Genomic DNA, 18,830 nt, shown 5'->3' with positions numbered 1-18,830 from the left:
TGACGTGATCTTGGCAGAGTGACCCGCGGTACGGCGATGATGGGTCGCGGCGGGTTTGCGCCGTGGCCGGTTCCCGCCAGGCCACCGGGCTTCGAGGGAGGGACACGGGTCGATGCTGGCAGCGCTGGGGCTGGACGAACGGGACGAGTCGGCGTACCGGGCGCTGGTGTCCGCGGGCGCCGCCGACGTGCCCGGTCTGGCGCGGCGTCTGACGCTGGCGGAGCCGGACACCGAGCGCGCGCTGCGCCGGCTGGAGCGGCACGGGCTGGCGGCCCAGTCCTCGGGCCGGCCGGGCCGCTGGGTGGCGGCGCCGCCCGGGGTCGCGCTGGGCGCGCTGCTCACCCAGCAGCGGCACGAGCTGGAGAAGGCGGAACTGGCGGCGGCGCTGCTCGCGGAGGAGTACCGGGCGGCGGCCGCCGAGCCCGCGGTGCACGACCTGGTGGAGGTGGTGACCGGCGCCCCGGCCGTCGCCCGGCGGTTCCTCCAGCTCCAGCTGGGCGCCCTGGACGAGGTGTGCGCGCTGGTCACGGACAAGCCGGTGGCCGTCGCCGGGACGGAGAACGACGCGGAGGAGCAGGCCGCGCACCGGGGCGTGCGCTACCGGGTGGTGGTGGAGCGGTCGGCGCTCGACCTGCCGGACGCCGTCCCGGAGTTGGCGGCGGCGCTGGGCCGGGACGAGCAGGTGCGGGTGGTGGAGCGGGTGCCGACGAAGCTGGTGGTCGCCGACCGCGCGCTGGCACTGGTCCCCCTCACCTCGCACGCCCCGGAACCCGCGGCCCTGGTGGTGCACGCCAGCGGTCTGCTGGAACTCCTCTGCGCCCTGTTCGAGTCGGTGTGGCGGGAGGCGCTGCCGCTGCGCCTCGGCGCGACCGGGGTGCGCGAGGAGGAGCCGGACGGCCCCGACGCCACCGACCTGGAGGTGCTGTCGCTCCTGCTGGCCGGCCTGACCGACGCCAGCGTGGCCAAGCAGCTCGATGTGGGCCTGCGGACCGTGCAGCGCCGGGTGCGGCGGCTGATGGGGCTGGCCGGGGTGTCGACCCGCATGCAGCTGGGCTGGCACGCGTACGAGCGGGGCTGGGTGACCCGGAACTGACCTGCGCATCGTCCGGCCGTCCGGCACTCTGGGCAGATGGGAGCAGGGGAACTCCTGCTGGTCGGCCTGGTCCTGGTGCTCGGCCTGTGCGGAGTGCTGGTGCCCGGGGTGCCGGGGACGGGGCTGGTGTGGGCCGCGGTGCTGTGGTGGGCGCTGTACGACCCGCGCCCGGTGGCCTGGTCGGTGCTGATCGGGGCGACCCTGGTGCTGCTGGCGGCGCTGGTGGTCCGCTGGGCCCTGCCCCCGCGCCGGCTCCGGGCGAGCGGTGCCACCCCCCGGATGGGCGTGTACGCCGGAACCGGCGCCGTCCTCGGCTTCGTCCTGCTCCCCGTCCTCGGCGCGATCCCCGGGTTCATGGCCGGGATCTACCTGCACGAACGCCTCCGTCTCGGCCGGCCCGCCGAGGCGCGGGCCGCCCTGCGCACCGCGATGAACGCGGGCGGCTCCAGCGTCCTGGCCGAGCTCTTCGCCTGCCTGCTCGTCACGGCCGGCTGGCTGACGGCGGTGATCTGGGCCGGCTGAGTGCGCGGAGTGGGTGCTCGGAGTGGGTGCTCAGAGCAGGTCGTCGAGCGGGACGGCGTCGGCGAGGGCGCGCGTGCCGGTGTCGTTGAAGTGCAGGTGGTCGCCGGGGTCGTAGGCGGGCAGAATGCGGCCGGGCTGCTGCGGATCCCGTACGACGGCGTCGAAGTCGACGTACGCGTCGAAGACGTGTCCGGTGCGGATCAGCGCGTTCACCCGCAGCCGTACGGCCTCCCGGGCGTCGGTGTACCCGCTGTACCCGGCGTACGGGGTGAGGGTCGCGCCGACCACCCGGATCCCCCGCTCGTGGGCGCGGGCCACGATGGTCCGGTAGGCCCGCACGAAGTCGGCGGGGTCCGTGGTCTCCGGGGTGCCCTTGATGTCGTTGATGCCTTCGAGGACGACCAGGGTCCGCACCCCGCTCCGGTCGAGCCCGTCGGCGTCCAGGCGCGTGAGGGCCCCCGGTCCTCCGGTGCTGTCGAGCAGGAGCCGGTTGCCGGAGATACCGGCGTTGAGGACGCCGACCCGGAAGGACCGCAGCCGCTCCGCGAGGCGGTCGGGCCAGCGGTGGTTGGCGTCCATGCTGGTGCCGTTGCCGTCGGTGAGGGAGTCGCCGAAGGCGACCACGGTGCCGCGGGTCACGGCATGCACGTCGACGCCGGTGACGTAGTACCAGTGGCCGGTGGTGCGGGTGTAGGCGCCGCCGTCCTCGTCGTCGGCCCGCCCGGTGCCGTCCTCGGCGAGATAGCTGGTCTGGAGGGCGACCCGGTGGAAGGTGGCGGGCCCGGAGTCGCCCGGGGTCTCGACGCTGACCAGCAGGTCGGCGGCGGCCGGGACGGCGAGCGGCACCGGGTCGCTGACCAGGTCCTGTCCGACGGGTACGACGGCGGTGGCGGCGCCCGCGAAGGTGGCGGCGCGCATCGAGCCGGGTACGGCGGCCGGGCCGTCGCCCTGTCGCAGGGCGACGGTGACGGCGCCGAGCCGCAGCGGGGCGCTGCCGAGCCGGTTGCTGACCCTCACCCGCACCTCGCTGCCTCCGACGCTGAGGTGAACGACGTTGCGGTACGCGGCGCCGGGCACCGCCGGTTCGGTACCGGAGGGCGCGGCCTCCCAGCTCCCGGCCCAGAGCGAGGGATCCGGGTCGGCACCGGCCCGCCCGGTCACCCCCATCACCGACAACAACGCCACCGCGAGCACTCGCCCGACCTTGCCCATCCACACCCGCCCTTCCGAGGCCTACAGGAGGGGAAGGTGACATATGGGGGGTGGCCTGAACAGCGACTCGACCGCGAGACCACCCGGGTGGCGGAACGCGCAGGGAGGGTGGACCGGAAGAGGTGGGGACGGTGCCTGTTCGTTGTCTGTTCGGCTGTGGGTGGGCGGGAGCGGAGGGGTGGTGGCGGTGGTGGTGTGGCTGCGGGTGGGTGGGGGCTGAGCGCGCAGTTCCTCCCCCAGCCTTCGGCCGGGGGTACCCCCAGCCGCGTCCCACGTACACAGCTGCGGGCAATCGTGCCTCCCCCAGTGCCTTAAGGGCCTGGGAGGTGCCCCCTGGCGGCACGGGTGGGCGCAGCGGCACCCGGCAAGCGCCGGTGAGCGTCCCCACCTCCGCCTCAGCGCACCGCGCCCTCCAACGTCAGCAACCGCACCTTCCGCTCAACTCCCCCCGCATACCCGGTCATCGTCCCGTCCGCCCCGATCACCCGGTGGCAAGGCCGCACGATCAGCAACGGGTTGGCCCCGATCGCCCCGCCGACCGCCCGAACCGCCATCCGGGAGGCCCCGATCCGCGCGGCGATCTCCCCGTACGTCGTCGTCGCCCCGTACGGAACGCTGTCGAGCGCGTTCCACACCCGCTCCCGGAACTCGGTACCGTGCGCGCTCGACTCCAGCCGGAACTCCTTGAGTTCACCGGCGAAGTAGGCGGCGAGCTGTTCCTCGGCGGCCCGGAACGGGCCGGGATCGGACAGCCACCCCGCCTCGACGCTCCGGCCGCCCTTCTGCCCGGGGACGGACAGGGAGGTCAGTGCCCCGGCGGCGTCGGCGGTGAGGAGCAACTCCCCGACCGGCGAAGCGATCCGCGTCCAGTACGTGGTACCCATCAGTTCCTCGACTCTCCTTCCACCAGCAGATGCCGGACGGCGTACGACCGCCAGGGCCGCCACTCGTCCGGTACGTCGAGCCCGGGCAGGCCGGGCAGCGCGACGTCGGGGTCGGCGAGGGCGCGGACGCGGATGGTGGCGACGGCCGCCGGGTCCATCCCGGGCAGGGCCCGCAGCACCGCCTCCGCCTCGTCCCGGTCGGCGCCCGGATCCAGCCGCAGCTTCCCGTCGGCGAGCGCCGCGGCCAGCGCGCCGAGGCTGCCGTCGGGCTCCGCTCCCGCGAGCACCGCGGGCTCGGGGAAGAGGTGGGTGGGGCCGCCGGACGGGGCGTCCAGCGTCTTGCCGTACCGCCGTACCAGCCGCTCGGCGCCGGCGGTGCCGACGAGGGCCCGTACGGCTGCCTCGGCCGGGTCCGCGGCGCCGGGTGACCGCAGCCCCGGCCGGGCGGCGACCAGCGGAGCGAGCCGCGGGTCCTCGGCGAGCCGCTCGTCGACGGCGTACGGATCGGCGTCGAGGTCGAACAGCCGGCGCAGCCGCTGTACGGCGGTGGCCAGGTCGCGCGGGTCGGTGAGGCGCAGCCGGGCTTCGAGCCAGCCGCCGGGGTGGGCGCCGAGGCCCGTACCGGTCGCGCGAGTCGTGCCGGTCCGCTCCTCGACGGCGACGACGGCATGGCCGTACGGCAGCCGCAGGGTGCGGCGGTAGGTACGCGTGCCGGGGGCGCCGGTGACCTCCTCCACACCGGGCACGGCCTCGCGTTCCAGCAGGTCGAAGACGGGGCCGGACTGGTAGGGGCCGCGGTGGGCGAGTCGCAGCGGGATGCCGGCGGCCGGGGAGCCGCGCCGTGCGCCGCGGCCGCCGGGCGTGGATGCGCGCAGCCCGCTCGGGGTGGTGGCGTACACGGCGCGGACGGTGTCGTTGAACTGCCGCACACTGGCGAAGCCGCTCGCGAACGCGATCTCCGTGATCGGCAGCTCGGTGGTCTGGAGCAGCGTGCGCGCGGTGTGCGCCCGCTGGGCCCGGGCGAGGGCGACGGGGCCGGCGCCGAGCTCGGCGGTGAGCTGCCGCTGGACCTGGCGGGCGCTGTAGCCGAGCCGGTCGGCGAGCCCGCCGACGCCCTCCCGGTCCACCACGCCGTCGCCGATCAGCCGTACGGCCCGGCCGACGACATCGGCACGGACGTTCCACTCGGCGGAGCCGGGGACCGCGTCCGGGCGGCACCGGCGGCAGGCCCGGAAGCCGGAGCCCTGCGCGGCGGCCGCGGTGGGGAAGAAGCGGACGTTGCGCCGCTTCGGGGTGACGGCGGGGCAGCTGGGACGGCAGTAGATGCCGGTGGTCTCGACGGCGAAGAAGAACGCGCCGTCGAACCGGGCGTCACGGCTGCGGACCGCCTCGTACCTGGTGTCTTCGTCCATCACGCCTTCAAGTGTGGGTGATGGCGGAGGGTGGGGCTGGCGGGATTCGGACGTGGTGCTGCGGACGCGCCCCGCCGCCGGCGTGGGGCTGGTGTCATGCGCGGCTGCCGCCGCGTGTGCGCGACCAGCCCCCACGCGTCCGCGGTCAGCCCCCTACCGCCACCGCCCCCTCTTCGCCTCCATCGCCGCCTTCCCCTCCGCGCCCCTCTTCTTCCAGTCCTTCTTGATCTCGGCCCGGAGTCGCGCATCGGTCTTCGCGACGATCCGCTGGTTCTCCCGCATGAGCTTGCGGTAGCTCTCCAGCCTGCGCACGGGCAGGTCCCCGGTCTCCACCGCGAGGCGGACCGCGCAGCCCGGTTCGCTCCCGTGTCCGCAGTCGGAGAACCGGCACTCCGCCGCCAGTTCCTCGATCTCGGCGAACACCTGCCCGACGCCGGTCTCGGCGTCGAACAGCCCCACGCCCCGCAGTCCGGGCGTGTCGATCAGCACGCCCCCGCCGGGGAGCGCGAGGAGGTTGCGGGTGGTGGTGGTGTGGCGGCCCTTGCCGTCGACGTCCCGGGCGGCCCGGACGTCCATCACGTCCTCCCCGAGGAGCGCGTTGGCGAGGGTGGACTTGCCGGCGCCGGACTGGCCGAGCAGCACGGACGTACCGGAGCCGACGAGGGCGACGAGCGCGGCCAGGCCGTCGCCCGCGTGCGCGCTGATCGTGAGGACCGGCACGCCCGGGGCCGTCGTCTCGACGTCCTGGACGAGGTGCGCGAGGGTCACCGGGTCCGGGACCAGGTCGGCCTTGGTGAGGACCACGACCGGCTGCGCCCCGGACTCCCAGGCCAGCGCCAGGAACCGTTCGATGCGGCCGAGGTCGAGTTCGACGGCGAGGGACACCGCGATGATCGCGTGGTCGACGTTGGCGGCGAGGATCTGCCCCTCGGACCGCTTGGAGGAGGTGGAGCGCACGAAGGCCGTGCGGCGGGGCAGCAGCGTCCGCACATACCGCGGATCGTCACCTTCGGGGTCGACGGCGACCCAGTCCCCCGTACACACGACTTTCATGGGGTCGCGAGGGACGACGAACTCGGTGTCGGCACGGACGGTGCCGGCGGGAGTGATGACGTCGCACTGGCCGCGATCGACACGTACGACACGACCAGGCAGGAGACCCTGCTCCGCGTACGGGGCGAACTCGGTCTCCCAGTCCGCATCCCAGCCGTACCGGGCGAGAGGATGCGAAGGAGGAAGCTGGAAGGAAGAGAGAGACAAGGGGGACCCTTCACAAGGGTGGCCCCGGCACCGCGCTCACTGGCGCGGGAGAAGAGAGAGGTCAGCCGGAGGCCACGGAAGTGGACTTGATGAACTTCCGGATGCGGGCAGCGCCCATCGCAACAACAGCCATCGGTCACACCTCCCCAATCACGCTCAGCCAACAACGGCAACCATTGGCCCCTTCGGACCGAGGTAACACTATCCACACGCCTCAGTGGGAGGCCAACTCTTTTTCCGCCGAGGAGCCCCGGAACGGAACGTCATGCTGCGAGGCGAACGGCGCGCTCCAGCGAGGGACGAGACTCCGCAAACTCCCGGGAGATCGGGACAAGTTGGAACCTTCCCGCCCTGGGAAGCTCACTGAAACGGAACCGAAGGTGCACTTCCGGCTTCGGTCCACGGCCGGTCCTGGCTGTAGCCTTGCGCCCAGCGAGCATGGGACCGCAGCTGCACGGTTCGTCGCCCGCACCCGACGGCTCCAGGAGCCAGCACCATGCGAGACGCAGGGGACTGAGCGCCATGCGCCGCGACAGAGGCAGCGCCGCACAGTACGTGCGACGGAACGTAGGCCGTCCGCCCCGGTCCACGGGAAGCCGGCTCCTGATTTGTGGTCGCTTGCCGCTACAAGCGCTCCATCACGTTTCGGGAAGCAATCCGGATTGCGTGCTGACGAGAGCGATCTCCCCCGAAATCGCCTTGGCGCCGGCTTCGGGCCCGACCCTGAACCGGCGTTGAGACACCATGTCACCTGATACGGCATCCACATGACGCAGCTTGTTCGACGTGTACTTCTGCAGGATCTTCCACAGTTCGCCAATGAAATCGACCATAGCCGGATCTGTTGAGTCGCTCCATGACGCAGCCCATCGACCGGCATCAAGAACGCCCGGCGTTATCTCACGGCTCCGCACCCATTGAACGACAGGACCGACCTGCGGCCCGAAAATCATGCCGTTGCTCCGAACATCGACCGGCAACTCCGGGAATACAACAGGATTCCAGATCGCTACTGTGCTTCCGCATTCAGACAATGACTCGTGAGCGGGCGGGGCGTCGGCGGAAATCCAGGGGACGTTGTTGATGAACCTGACTGATGGGAACCTCTCATGTATCGCCTCGACAATGCGACTCTCATCCTCCTCCAGAAGGAGAATCTGAGCCTGCTTGGTCTTCACCATGACCAGCTCCAGTAGTTCGTAGTCCCGAGGCGACAATACTCCAGGCAGATCCGGCATGCAATCCGCGATCTGCCTGGAGTACCACGGGAACTTTCGCCACTATTTCGTCTTGGGAATCATCAGAATTGGCCCCTTGCCCCACAGATAGATATCGATGGCATTTCCCATCTCTCGCGGGTCTGCAGTAACGCCATCAGCGAGTGTGTCCACCGTGTTGACGTAGAACGGGCTTCCGTCTGGTAGTTCGAACGTAAGGTCCGGGAATCTCGGCTCGTTTGGATTGGATCCGTAGACCGCGCGTTCCGGCAGCTCCTGACCGGTCGCCCGATCGCGCCCACCAGCCACGTGATTCCAGTCAGGATTTGCATCCAGAAGCTCATCGCGGACGTCGTCCAACTGCGACAGGGTCGCCGGATTTCCGCGCCGCCCGTACGGGTTCGGCGGAATACGCGGGCTTCCACCGGTGGCACAGGTGCACTTAGTCGAGTGCGGCTTTCCGTTTGTGCTCTGCGCCCCGCCGCAGTTGTGTACGAGGACCGGGGTGTCCCCGGCCTCCACGTAGTACGTGTGGAGGTCACCGATCGTCAGGTCGTACGTCGTCGTGTGTGCGTGGTAGAGGCGGACCGCGGTGACCGTTGCCGGGCCGGTCGGGGTCTGGAGGGTGTCTCCGGGGTGGAGGTCCTCGGCGTCGACGAAGGCGGACTGGGTCTGGTCGTAGAAGGGGTGGTGGTAGGTGGTGGTGAGGGTGCCCCCGCCGGAGGAGGTGGCGGACGGGGCCTCGGCCACGGTGGCGGCGGCCAGTTGCTGGTGGTCGGCGGGGGTGTGCGGGTGGGAGATGCCGGCGGCGGTGGTGACGACGGCCGCGGAGGCGGCGAGGCCGAGGGCCGCCCTGGTCAGGATTCGCCTGCCGAGGCCGGGCTTGGGCTTCGAGGTCGGCTTCGTGGGGGCGATGGTGACGTCCACGAAGTCGTGGTCGGTGTGGGTGACGATGACCCGCGTGACGGTGTGGGACTGCGTGCCCTTCGCGCCGGGGACGGAGTCCTTGATCTTGTCGCCGACCTTGACCTTCTCGATGGGCCGCGTGGAGCCGTCGGCCATCACGACCTCTGTGGTGCCGGTGAAGCTGTGGGTGGCGCCGCAGCCGCTGCCGCCGAACAGCTTCCCGCCCGCGGTGGCGAGGACACCGCCCGCGGCACCGCCGACGGCACCGGACGCCGCGCCGTCGGCCGTGGCGGCCGCCGCGCCGGACCAGGAGCAGCCGGCGTGGGTCTCGGAGCAGGTGAGGCCGTAGTCGGCCGCGCCGGTGGCGCCGCCGGATATGCCGCCGATAGTGGCGCCTTCCAGGGTGTTGGTGACCAGTTTGGGCAGCGCGTCGCCGAGCGCCGACTCCGCGAGCTTGCCGCCGAGCGCTCCGCCGATGCCACCGCCGACGGCACCGCCCACGGCGCCCAGCACGGTGGAGGTGGCGAAGGCGCTGACCGAGCAGGCCCCCTTCTGTCCGCCCATGCACTTGCTGCCCTGGTCGACGAGACCGGCGGCCGCTCCGGCGAGCGCGCCGCAGGCGACGGCGCCGGGGATGGCCAGGGTTCCTCCGCTGCCCGCGGTGACGGCGGCTTCGCAGCCGGCGAAGACCACCGTGGAGACGGCGAACGACGCGATGGCGGCAGCGTGGTTCTTGAAGAAGGTCGTGGTGGTGTTCACGCGCTTGGCCACGGCCTGGTAGGTACTGTGCGCGGCGTGACTCACGGCGTTCGCCGCGATCCGTCTCAGACTGGAGGCCTTGCGTTTGGCCACGGCCTTCGCGTCGGCGATCTCCCTGTTGAGCTCGGCGATCTGCCGGTTGAGGCTGGCGATCTGCCGGTCCAGTGAGGCCATTTCCCGGTCGAACGCACGCGATGCCGCGTCATAGGCGTCGCCGGCCCAGCCGCTCACGGTGTTCCAGGCGCTGGAGAGCTCGTCCGACACCCAGTCATATGCCTCGCTGGCGTAGTGGGTGACGGCGTTCCAGCCCGAGCTCACCGCGCTGGTGAATCCGTTCCAGGCGCGGCTCGCACCGTGGCTGACACTGTTCCAGGCGTCGCCGAGCCAGCTCTGGCCCGTGGGGTCGGTGCGGGTGAGGGGATTGTCGTCGACGTAGGCGAAGGGGTTGGCGGCCGCCGAGTTCGGCACGGGGTTCAGGGACGCGGTGTCCTTGTTCATGAACTGGCCCGTGGCGGGGTTGTACCAGCGGGAGGCCATGTTGACCTTGCCGGTGGCGTTGTCGGTCCAGCCCGACTGGTAGCCGAGGTTGCCGCTGGGGGTACCGGTGGTGCCGGTGACGTTGCCGAGGGGGTCGTAGCCGGTGGAGGCGGTCAGGGCGGAGCCGGTGGCGGTGAAGTCGCCGACCACGTCGTCGTGCTGGTCGGTGTAGGCCAGAGTGGCGGTCGCGGGGGTGCCGCCCGGTGTGCCGATGCCCACCAGGCCGTCTCCGGGTGTCCAGGTGTAGGTGCTCGTACCGTCGGACGCAAGGTTGTTGCCGACGCCGGAGTAGGTGAAGGTCCTGGTCGCCCCGCCGCCCGCGGTGTCGGTGATGACCCGGCCGAGGGCGTCGGTGAGGTAGGTCCGGCTGCCCTGGGTCAGTTGCTGGTTAAAGGCATCGGAGGCGAAGTCGGTCGCGCCGGAGGTGCCGGACTGGTGGGTAAGGGTGCCCCGAGCGCTGTAGGTGTAGGTGTTCTGTCCGTCGCTGGTGAGCTGGTCGCGGGCGTCGTAGGTGTAGACGTCGGAGCCGACGCGGATGCGGTTGCCGGAGTCGTCGTACGCGTACGCGGTGGTGGTGCTGCCGTTGTCCCAGGAGGTCAGTCGGTCCGCGTAGTCGTAGATGTAGGTGTTGTTCGCGGCGCCGGCGAGTCCGGTGGTGGTCTTGCTGGTCTCGTTGCCGTTGGGGTCGTAGCCGTAGGCGATGGAGGCGACGGTGTTGCCGCTGGGGGTCTTGAGCGTGTCGGTGGTCAGCCGGTGCAGGTGGTCGTAGCCGTAGGAGCGGGTGTCTCCGCCGGTTCCGTACTGGATGCCGGCCGGCTGGTTGAGGGTGTTGTAGCCGTAGGTGAGGAGGGTGCCGGTGGCCGGGTCGGTCAGGTTGGCGAGCCGGTCGTTGTTGTCGTAGCCGTAGGACGTGGTGCCGGCGGCGTCGGTGCGCGCCGTGAGGAGTCCGTCGCCGTTGTAGGCGAAGGAGCCGGTTCCGGCCGATCCGCTGGTGGTCAGCAGGTCGCCGCGGTCGTCGTAGGTGAAGCTCTCGTCGGTGGCGGCGGTGGTCGTGCCGATCGCGGCGGTGACCGCGCTGCGCATCCGGTTGTCGTGGTCGTAGGTGAAGGTGCGGTCGGCGGTGGCCGCCTCGGCTCCGGTGCCGGACTGGGAGGTGACGTTGCCGACGTTGTCGTAGCCGGTGGTGGCGGTCACTCCGCCGGGGGCGGTCCGGGTGACCGGGCGCCCGTCGGCGTCGTAGGCGGTGGTGAAGGTCGAGTCGGCCGCACCGGTGTAGCTGTAGGTGGAGGTGGTCACGGCCGGTTCGACGGTCGACTCGGGCAGGTTCCACACGTTGTAGGTGTAGTAGGTGCTGTTGCCGCGGCCGTCGGTGAAGCGCGTGCCGTAGCCGACGGCGTCGTAGCCGAACGAGGTCGTGATGGAGTGTGTGTCGTCCACCGGCTGGGTCTCGCCGGTCACGTGTCCGAGGGCGTCGTGGGTGTAGGTGCTGGTGTGCTGACGGGCGTCGGTGGCCGACAGCAGCAGACCGGCCCCGTCGTAGGTCGCCGACTGCGAGGACAGGACGGTGCTGTGGTCGGTGTCGAGCGAAGCGACCCGCACGGGGTTGCCGAGCTGGTCGTAGGTGACGGTGTTCTGGGTGTTGTCGGGGAGGGTGACGGTGGTCTTGCGTCCCTGGCCGTCGTACGCCGCATGGGTGGTGTTGCCGGCGCCGTCGGTGACCTGGGTGCTTTCGCCGACCGCGTCGTAGCCGTAGCCGGTGGTGACGCCGTCCGGGGTCGTGGTGGAGGCGAGGAACGCACCGCCGGGGTTCAGCGAGGAGGCCGTGTAGGAGTTGTTGGTGGTCAGGGCGGCCGCCGTCGGGTACCGCTCCAGGGAGGTGGCGGTCAGGGGCCGGCCCAGGTAGTCGTAGGTGGCCTGCGTCTGGCCGCCTTCGGGGTCGGTCCGGGACTGCACCTCGCCGTTGGTGTCGTAGACCGTGTGGGTGACACCGTTGTTGGCGTCGGTGGTCCGGGCCAGGTCGCCGAGCTGGTCGTAGAGGTCCGTGGTGGTGTGCTGGAGCGGATCGGTGACGCTCTTGACGTTGCCTGCGTCGTCGTACTGGTACGACGTGGTCGCGTCGCTGATGACGGTGGAGCTGCCCGGCGGGGTGTAGTCGGGGAGTATCCGGGAGTTCACACGGCCGACGGCGTCGTAGGTGGTGGTGACGGTGGTGTCGACTCCGCCCGGGCCCTCGGCCTCGGTGGGCCCACCGAAGGTGTCGTAGCCCGTGTAGCTCGTGGGGTGGACCAGGCCGGGCGCGCCGCCGTCGGACTCGGCCTGGACGGCGGGGGCGGTGGTGACGGCGAGGTTGCCCGCTTCGTCGTAGCTGAAGTAGGTGGTGTTGGTGTCGGGGTCGGTCATCGACAGCGGCAGGCCGCGCTGGTCGAGCTGCCAGCGCGTGGTGGCCTGGTCCGAGGAGGACGCGGTGCCGCCGTTGCGGCCCTTGGAGTACAGGGCCGAGATCTCGCCGGCGGACAGGGCCCGCTGGTAGACCTGCACGTTGTCGACCGAACCGGCGACCGCATCGGTGACGGTGCCGCCCGCGGTCTCGGTGCCGCCGATGGACAGCGGGCCGGTCCCGCTCCACGGCGAGGGGTCGCTCGCGGTCGCGGCGAGGGCGCCGTTGACGTACAGCTTCAGCGTTCCGGTGCTCGCGTCGAGCTGACCCACCAGGTGCGTCCAGGTGTTCAGCGCCGCGTGTGCCGGGGCGACGGCGTCGTAGAACGCCGAGGGCGAGGCGAGGTCCTGGCTGGCCGCGTGGAGACGGAAACTGTTGTCGGCCAGCGAGTACTGGAGGTAGAACGACGCCCGGTTGGTGCCGCCCTGGGCCACGAACGTCCGGTACGTGGAGGCGTCGGAGAGGTTCACCCAGGCGGAGACGGTGTAGGAGGAGGCGGTGTTCAGCACGGGCCCGTTGGTCGCGATGACGCTGCCCGAGCCGCCGGTCGATCCGTTGAAGTGGGCCGCCCCGTCCGACCAGGTGACCCCGGAGCCGGCGGTGGCGGTGTTGCCGTTGCCGGAGTTGTCGGAGACCGAGCTGCCCGAGGTCTGGTCCAGACTCCACCAGGCGTTGGGATGGCTCACGCCGTCCTCGTGCACCGATTGGCTGGTGAGGTTGCCCATCGGGTCGTAGGTGGAGCTGGTGGTGTGCGTGGTGCCGGTGCCGTCGGTGAGGGTGGTGGTGGCCACCTTGTCGTCGGGCGTGTAGGAGACGGTCGTGGTCCGGTTCACGCCGGTGGGATCCACTGTCGTCGCGGTGACCCGGTCGGCGGCGTCCACCGTCGAGTTGGTGGTGGTGGCACCGTTGTTGGTGACCTGCGAGGTCAGGTTTCCTGCCGCGTCGTACGTGTTGGACTGCTCGACGAAGTGCTGGTGCCCGGTCGGGTCGCTGCGGGTGACCGTGGCCGTCAGGCCGTTGTCGGTGTAGGTGTAGGACGTGACGTTGCCCATGGCGTCCGTCAGGGACTGCAGCCGTCCCGACGGGTCGTAGGCGCGGGAGGACTCGACGAGGTCGCGCGCGGCGGACGGGTTGACCGGGTCGCCGATGTAGTTCTTCAGGGTCTGGGTGAGCAGCTTGCCGTTCGGGTCGTACCCGTAGGACAGCACGTTGCCGGACGGGTCCTGCACCGTCGCCTGGTTGCCGTACCCGTCGTAGGTGTACGTCGTCGTGCCGCCGGCCGCGTCCGTGGTGGTCTTCACCTGGTCGTACGGGGTGTACGTGTACGACTGGGTTCGTGAGGTGTCCCCGCCGCCGAGGTCGGCGACCGTCTGGGAGGAGACCATGCCGTCGGCGTCGAAGACGGTGCTGGTCGACTTCTGGTGGGTGGCACTGGTGACCCGGTTGGTGACCGCCGGGTCCACCTCACCGGTGATCTGCGAATCGCCGTCGTAGGCGTAGGTGGTGGTCAGGCCCGCCGGATAGCTGTCCGAGACGGCCTTCTTGGTCAGCATCCGGCCGATGTTGTCGTAGGTGAACGACGTGACCTGCCCGTCGGGGTCGGTGATGGAGGCGATGTCGCCGTTCTCGAAGTACGAGATCGTGGTGGTCGCGCCGCCCGGGGAAACCGTCCGGTACGGAAGGCCCTTGGGGGCGAACCCGCCGTCGGCGGCCGCGACGGTGGTGCCGTCGGTGTACGCGATCGAGGTGGTACGGCCGTGCGGGAATCCGGGCACCGCCGGCGTGGTGACCCCCGTGGTGTTGCCCGCCGCGTCGTAACTGTACGACGTCAGATAGGTGTTGTCGGAGCTGGACGAGGAGCGTGCGTCGCGCACCGTGCTCGGCAGGTCGTTCTGCGGGTTGGGCGTCAACTGTGCGCTGGTGTCGTCGGGGAGGTAACTGGTGTACGTCGTCGAGCACTTCAGGGAGGCGAAGTTCTGACAGGTCACCCTGGACACTTCGTTGCCGCGCACATCGTGGCCTATCGCCGTGATGTCGCCGTCCGGGTCGATGACCGTGTGCTCGAAGCCGCCGGTGTCATAACCGTACGTCGTCTTGTTGCCCAGGCCGTCGGTCTGCGCGACGACCCGGTAGCCGTTCAGCGGGTCGTACTGGTAGGTGACCGACTTGTTGCCGGGGTCGGTCACCCGCACCGTCTCCAGCGGGGCCATCCCGGATGAATTGCGGCCGGCCGCCCAGTGGGAGGCCACGTCATCGCCCGAGAGGGCGTGCTGGTAGAGCGCCACTTCGGCGATCGAGCCGGTGAAGTAGCTGACGTCGCCGGGCGAGTCGATCCACGACTTCGCGAAGCCGGCCCCGATGTAGAGGTGGTTGTTGCCCTGGTCGTTCGGGGCGCCGGAGTACGTGCCCTGCTGGTTGCCGTCCAGGTAGAGCGTCTGGGTGCTGCCGGACACGGTGAGGACCACATGGTGCCACTTGTTGTCGGTGACGGTGCTCGTGGAACCGAAGGCGGTCGCGCCGCTGCCGCTGCCGCTCCAGAAGTGGCCGCGGACCTTGTTGTCACTGCCGACGTAGAGGACCGGGGTCCAGCTGCCGGAGGCGCCGGTCGCTCCCGCGACGGCGACCGACTGGTCACCGACGAGGACGCCGGGCGTGCTGGTCCTGAACCACAGCTCGACGCTGCGCTCCGTGTAGGTGTGCAGCAACTGTACGGGCAACTGCACATACGAGGACGTGCCGTTGAAGGACGCCGCCGTCTGGTCGGAGAAGGGGCCGCTCACCCCGAGCGTCGTGCCCGCGTACGTCCCTGATCCGGAGTTCTCCTCGTCGACCGCCTCGGAGGCACCCGCCGACTCACCGAGCCGGTAGTAGCCGACGGACCCCGAGCCCAGAATCGCGCCGCGGTAGACCTGGCTGGACCCCGTCACGGCCGGCGCCGCCATGGACCAGGAGCCGCCGTTCTCGTCGACCAGGTGCGTGACGGCCGTCGTCGTGGGGTCGTACGTCACCGACGCGTAGATCTTGCCCGAGGGGCGCGTGACCGTGCTGAGCAGGCCGGCCGACGTGGTACCCGCCTTGTAGAGGGCGGTGACGTCCGCCTGGACCAGGGGGCGCCCGAAGAAGGAGGCGTCGGCGATCGACCCGTTGAAGTAAGTGCCGTAGAGAGTCGACGAGTTGGCGTGCGGCTGGTCCGGCCAGGTGGATCCGAGGTAACCGGCTCCCAGGTAGGCGTGGGTGAACAGCCAGGGCATGTTGCCGGTGAACCCGAAGGATCCGTAGCCCGCCGAGGTTCCCACCTGGCTGCCGTCCAGCCACATCGTCTGCTTGGTCCAGGAACCGGACAGGACCACGTGGTGCCAGTTGTTGTCGGCCACGGAGGCCGACGTGGTGATGGGCGTGGTCGTCGTGCCGTACCAGAACAGGCCGTTGAGCTTGCCGTCGGTGCCGACGTACAGCGACGGCGTGAAGTCGCCTGTGGTCGCCGTGGCCTGTACGGGCATGTCCGAGGAGGAGAACAGCACGCCCGCCGTCGCCTTGGCGGTCTTGAACCACAGGGAGATCGTCTGGGAGCTGGAGCTGCCGAGGCCGAGGTCCGGGAGCTGGACGTACGAGGACGTCCCGTTGAAGCCGGCGGCGGTCGAGGTGCTGCCGGCCAGCGGACCGGCCTGGCCCAGGGTCACGTTGCTGTACGTCGCGTTGTCCACGCCCTCACGGGGCAGAACGGCGCTCGCGGCCGTGGTGCCGGAGGCCTCCGACAGCGGCCAGAACGAGTTCGGGTCCAGGTCCAGGGTCTGGCTGTGCTCCTGCGAGGCGCTCGTGTAGCCGTACCGGGTGCAGCCGGTGCCGTTGGCCGTGTCCGTCGGCGAACAGACCTTGGTCAGCTGGTCACCGGTGTACGAGTACGCCCAGGTCAGCGCCGTCCCGGACTGCCCCACGGTCACCGGGTCGGTCGTCACGGTGGCGACGTGCGGGCTCGTCGCGCCCGAGGGGGTGTTCCAGCTCAGGTGAACGGCGCGCTGCGAGACCGCTGAGGTCATCGCGGTGATCTGATTGCCGGTCCAGGTGAAGTTCTCCGCACGGCCGTTGGCGTCGGTGATCGAGAAGATGCCGTAGGCGCCGGAGCCCAGCTGGTGGGTGAACGTGTAGACGGTCGCGTTCTTGTCGGTGAGCGTGTAGCCGCCGCCGGTCACGCTCTTGAAGGTCGCGAACCGGCCCTCGGGGGGCGAGAAGGACCCGTCGGAGTTCTTTCCGTACCCGACGGCCGAGCCGTCGGGATAGGTGACGTACACCGCGGTCACGGCGCCCGTCGAGTCGTACTGCTCGGTGGCGCGTGCGTCGAACACGCTGGACCAGCCTGCGCCGAACGCCCCGGCGATGCGCGGGTCACGGGAGTTGTAGTCGCGGATCACGGTCAGGGACGGGCCGGGAGTCGCCACGTTCGCGTCGGTCGCCGACGTGGTGTAGTTGCCGACGGCCGGGTTGTAGCCGTGGCCGTCGGTGTTCTGGGAGAGGCCGGAGGTGACCACCGGCTGGGGCACCTGCGTGGTGAACTGCTGCCACTGCGGCCCCGGGGAGTAGTTGGTGCCGTCGTAGGCCTGCACTTCCCAGTAGTAGGCCTTGCCCCAGGTCAGCTTGTTGGCCGGCACGTTGTAGTAGTTGGCCGTGATGTTGCCGGAGTCGGCGAGCTTCGTGCCGGAGGTGTTGTAGACCTGGAAGTCGTACTTCTGGGTCGTCGTCAGGTTCGGGTCGATGTGCGCCACCGCGGACAGCTGCGGGGTGAGCGTGGTGACGGACGCGTTGTTCACCGGGTTGGCGCTCACCACCTGCGGCAGCATGGCGCCGGTGTAGGTCAGCATCAGGCTCGGGGAGTACGCCACGTCGTAGATCGAGCCGAACTGCTTCCAGTGCAGGGCGTCCGAGGTCGACGCGTAGACGGCGAGCCCGTGGTCGCTCGACGCGCCGGCCGCCGAGGCCCAGGTGTTGAAGGTCGACGCGGACAGCGTGACCGTCACCCAGTCGCCCTTGCTGAGGTCCCCGCTGCTGTTCGCGCACCCGTTGGGCGTGTTAGGGGTGGCGTTGCCGATCGACGAACCGTGAGAGGGCCCCGGGTAGGAGGTGATCGAGGAGGGCGTCCAGGCCGAACTGACCGGCGCGACGTCGAACCGTTCGGCCGTGCAGGTCGACGACCACACGTCGTACAGGCTCAGAGAGGCCGCCGAGACCGAGACCTGCGAGCCGTCAAGTCCGAGACCGGGGAACTGAAGGTAGGACACTGCGGAGTGCGTGCCCGAGTCGTAGGAGCCGACCTTGATGGCCTGCTCCATCGAGTGGTCGCCGGGGCTGCCCGACTCGGCATAGGTGGTGATCGCCTGCTCGTTGTCGAACGAGGGGTCGACAGTGACCGGAAAGACCCGGCCGGGGGCGTGCAGCCACGCCGCGTCCAGCGTCACCCGCAGCACGGGACGGTCATCGGAGGTCGTCAGGGTGTAGTGGACGGCGTGCGTGGTGGCTCGCTCGCCCGAATGCCGGTCGACGTGGGAGTCATAGGCGTAGGCCGGGGGGATCTCGCCGGCGTTCTTTCCGGAGGAGTCGCGCAGCGCGATCGAGCCGTCCTTCAGCTCGACGGGGGTGAGGCCCTTCAGGTCGAGCGGAAAGTCCCATGAGGCGGCCGCCCTGGAGGAGGCGAGGACGATCGACTCCTTCAGCCCGGTCGCGGTCGGCTGAAGGTTCAGGTCGGTATCCGGCAGCACGTCGGGGTAGGAGACGGTGGATCCGGAGACCTGAGGCGCGACGGGTTTCGCTCCGGACAGGCCGTAGGACAGCTGCCGTCCGCCGCTCATGGTCAGGCGGGCCAGTGCGGCATCGGAACCGGTGGCGGCGAAGTCCGCCGCAGGCGAGTTGGCCTTCTCCGCCCAGCGGCCGTGCGCTCCGCGCACGACATGGGTGTCGATGGGCTGCCAGTCCCCATTCGAGTCACGGTAGTTGACCGGGAGCAGGGAGTAGCTGCGACTGTAGGAGCCGTCCGTGTTCTTGAAGTAGTTCGACGTCGCGGTGGACTTGGCCGCCACTCGCCTGCTGGTCCTGGCGTTGAACCCGAGCCGGGTGGCGCTCGGGCCCTTGGCGACCTTGCGCGTGTAGGGCTTGGCGAGGGGAAGTTCGCCTCTGCCGTGGCCGGGCTTGTGTCCGACACCGCGGTGGGCGCGGGTCGAGGCCGCCGACGCGTGGTGGCTGTGCCCGGCGGCGGACCCGGACCGCTGGCGCGGCAGATGCCCCCAGTGCGGGGAGGCCGGGTCCTTCAGCCAGCCCAGTACGTCGGAGAAGCTGGGCACCGACAACGGGGGAAGCCCGCGGCCGTCCGCCACTGCCGACTCCCCGGCCAGCATCATCGCCAGGCAGGCCAGCACCAGGACGGTGGCGCCGCGAACGACCCTGCGGTGCAGGCGTATCCGCCGGGCGGAACGACGGAGACGACGAGAGCGCATCACAGCTCCTGACGAGAATCAGCACATGATCACCAAGCGGGCCGACTCAACAGCACCGTGAGCTGTCAGCACCAGATAAGTGGAAACTCCATTGACTTTTCTTTAGATT

The 18,830-nt window shown here is 70.4% G+C and carries 8 protein-coding genes; 2 read left to right on the top strand and 6 right to left on the bottom strand.

The genetic code is table 11. The features are described 5' to 3' along the window. The first annotated feature begins 112 nt into the window (after nt 1-112). Complete coding sequence (locus tag ABT137_RS25105) at nt 113-1,093, top strand: helix-turn-helix domain-containing protein (RefSeq protein ID WP_351712525.1); 981 nt, start codon at nt 113-115, stop codon at nt 1,091-1,093. Between the two features lie 36 nt (nt 1,094-1,129). After that, nucleotides 1,130-1,615, top strand: a complete 486-nt coding sequence (locus ABT137_RS25100) for a DUF456 domain-containing protein (RefSeq protein ID WP_351712523.1) — start codon at nt 1,130-1,132, stop codon at nt 1,613-1,615. A 30-nt stretch (nt 1,616-1,645) separates the two neighbouring features. On the opposite strand, the gene ABT137_RS25095 is transcribed toward ABT137_RS25100, so the two are convergent. The 6 genes from ABT137_RS25095 to ABT137_RS25070 form a co-directional block, all read right to left on the bottom strand. Then, complete coding sequence (locus tag ABT137_RS25095) at nt 1,646-2,827, bottom strand: SGNH/GDSL hydrolase family protein (RefSeq protein WP_351712521.1); 1,182 nt, start codon at nt 2,825-2,827, stop codon at nt 1,646-1,648. Between the two features lie 395 nt (nt 2,828-3,222). Next, nucleotides 3,223-3,711, bottom strand: a complete 489-nt coding sequence (locus ABT137_RS25090; protein WP_351712519.1) for a methylated-DNA--[protein]-cysteine S-methyltransferase — start codon at nt 3,709-3,711, stop codon at nt 3,223-3,225. Beyond that, nucleotides 3,711-5,123, bottom strand: a complete 1,413-nt coding sequence (locus tag ABT137_RS25085; protein WP_351712589.1) for a bifunctional transcriptional activator/DNA repair enzyme AdaA — start codon at nt 5,121-5,123, stop codon at nt 3,711-3,713. The genes ABT137_RS25090 and ABT137_RS25085 overlap by 1 nt, the downstream gene beginning before the upstream one ends. Nucleotides 5,124-5,276: 153 nt before the next feature. After that, the gene (gene rsgA, locus ABT137_RS25080) at nt 5,277-6,383 is read right to left on the bottom strand and encodes a ribosome small subunit-dependent GTPase A (protein WP_351712517.1); all 1,107 of its coding nucleotides are present in this window, start codon (nt 6,381-6,383) and stop codon (nt 5,277-5,279) included. A 638-nt stretch (nt 6,384-7,021) separates the two neighbouring features. Then, complete coding sequence (locus tag ABT137_RS25075) at nt 7,022-7,564, bottom strand: DUF8467 domain-containing protein (protein WP_351712515.1); 543 nt, start codon at nt 7,562-7,564, stop codon at nt 7,022-7,024. Nucleotides 7,565-7,663: 99 nt separating this feature from the next. Continuing rightward, nucleotides 7,664-18,721: a LamG-like jellyroll fold domain-containing protein gene (locus ABT137_RS25070; protein ID WP_351712513.1), complete on the bottom strand. Its 11,058-nt coding sequence runs from the start codon at nt 18,719-18,721 to the stop codon at nt 7,664-7,666. Between the last annotated feature and the right edge of the window lie 109 nt (nt 18,722-18,830).

The sequence above is a fragment of the Streptomyces sp. NPDC001980 genome (genome assembly GCF_040296885.1).
Classification (GTDB): Bacteria; Actinomycetota; Actinomycetes; order Streptomycetales; family Streptomycetaceae; genus Streptomyces.
This window is presented reverse-complemented; position numbering and strand designations above follow the sequence as displayed.

Bases quoted from the DNA above. Each gene is read 5' to 3' on its own strand.
- ABT137_RS25085 (WP_351712589.1), bottom strand. From the start codon at position 5,123: ATGGACGAAGACACCAGGTACGAGGCGGTCCGCAGCCGTGACGCCCGG.
- ABT137_RS25100 (WP_351712523.1), top strand. From the start codon at position 1,130: ATGGGAGCAGGGGAACTCCTGCTGGTCGGCCTGGTCCTGGTGCTCGGC.
- ABT137_RS25095 (WP_351712521.1), bottom strand. From the start codon at position 2,827: ATGGGCAAGGTCGGGCGAGTGCTCGCGGTGGCGTTGTTGTCGGTGATG.
- ABT137_RS25070 (WP_351712513.1), bottom strand. From the start codon at position 18,721: ATGCGCTCTCGTCGTCTCCGTCGTTCCGCCCGGCGGATACGCCTGCAC.
- ABT137_RS25075 (WP_351712515.1), bottom strand. From the start codon at position 7,564: ATGGTGAAGACCAAGCAGGCTCAGATTCTCCTTCTGGAGGAGGATGAG.
- ABT137_RS25090 (WP_351712519.1), bottom strand. From the start codon at position 3,711: ATGGGTACCACGTACTGGACGCGGATCGCTTCGCCGGTCGGGGAGTTG.
- ABT137_RS25105 (WP_351712525.1), top strand. From the start codon at position 113: ATGCTGGCAGCGCTGGGGCTGGACGAACGGGACGAGTCGGCGTACCGG.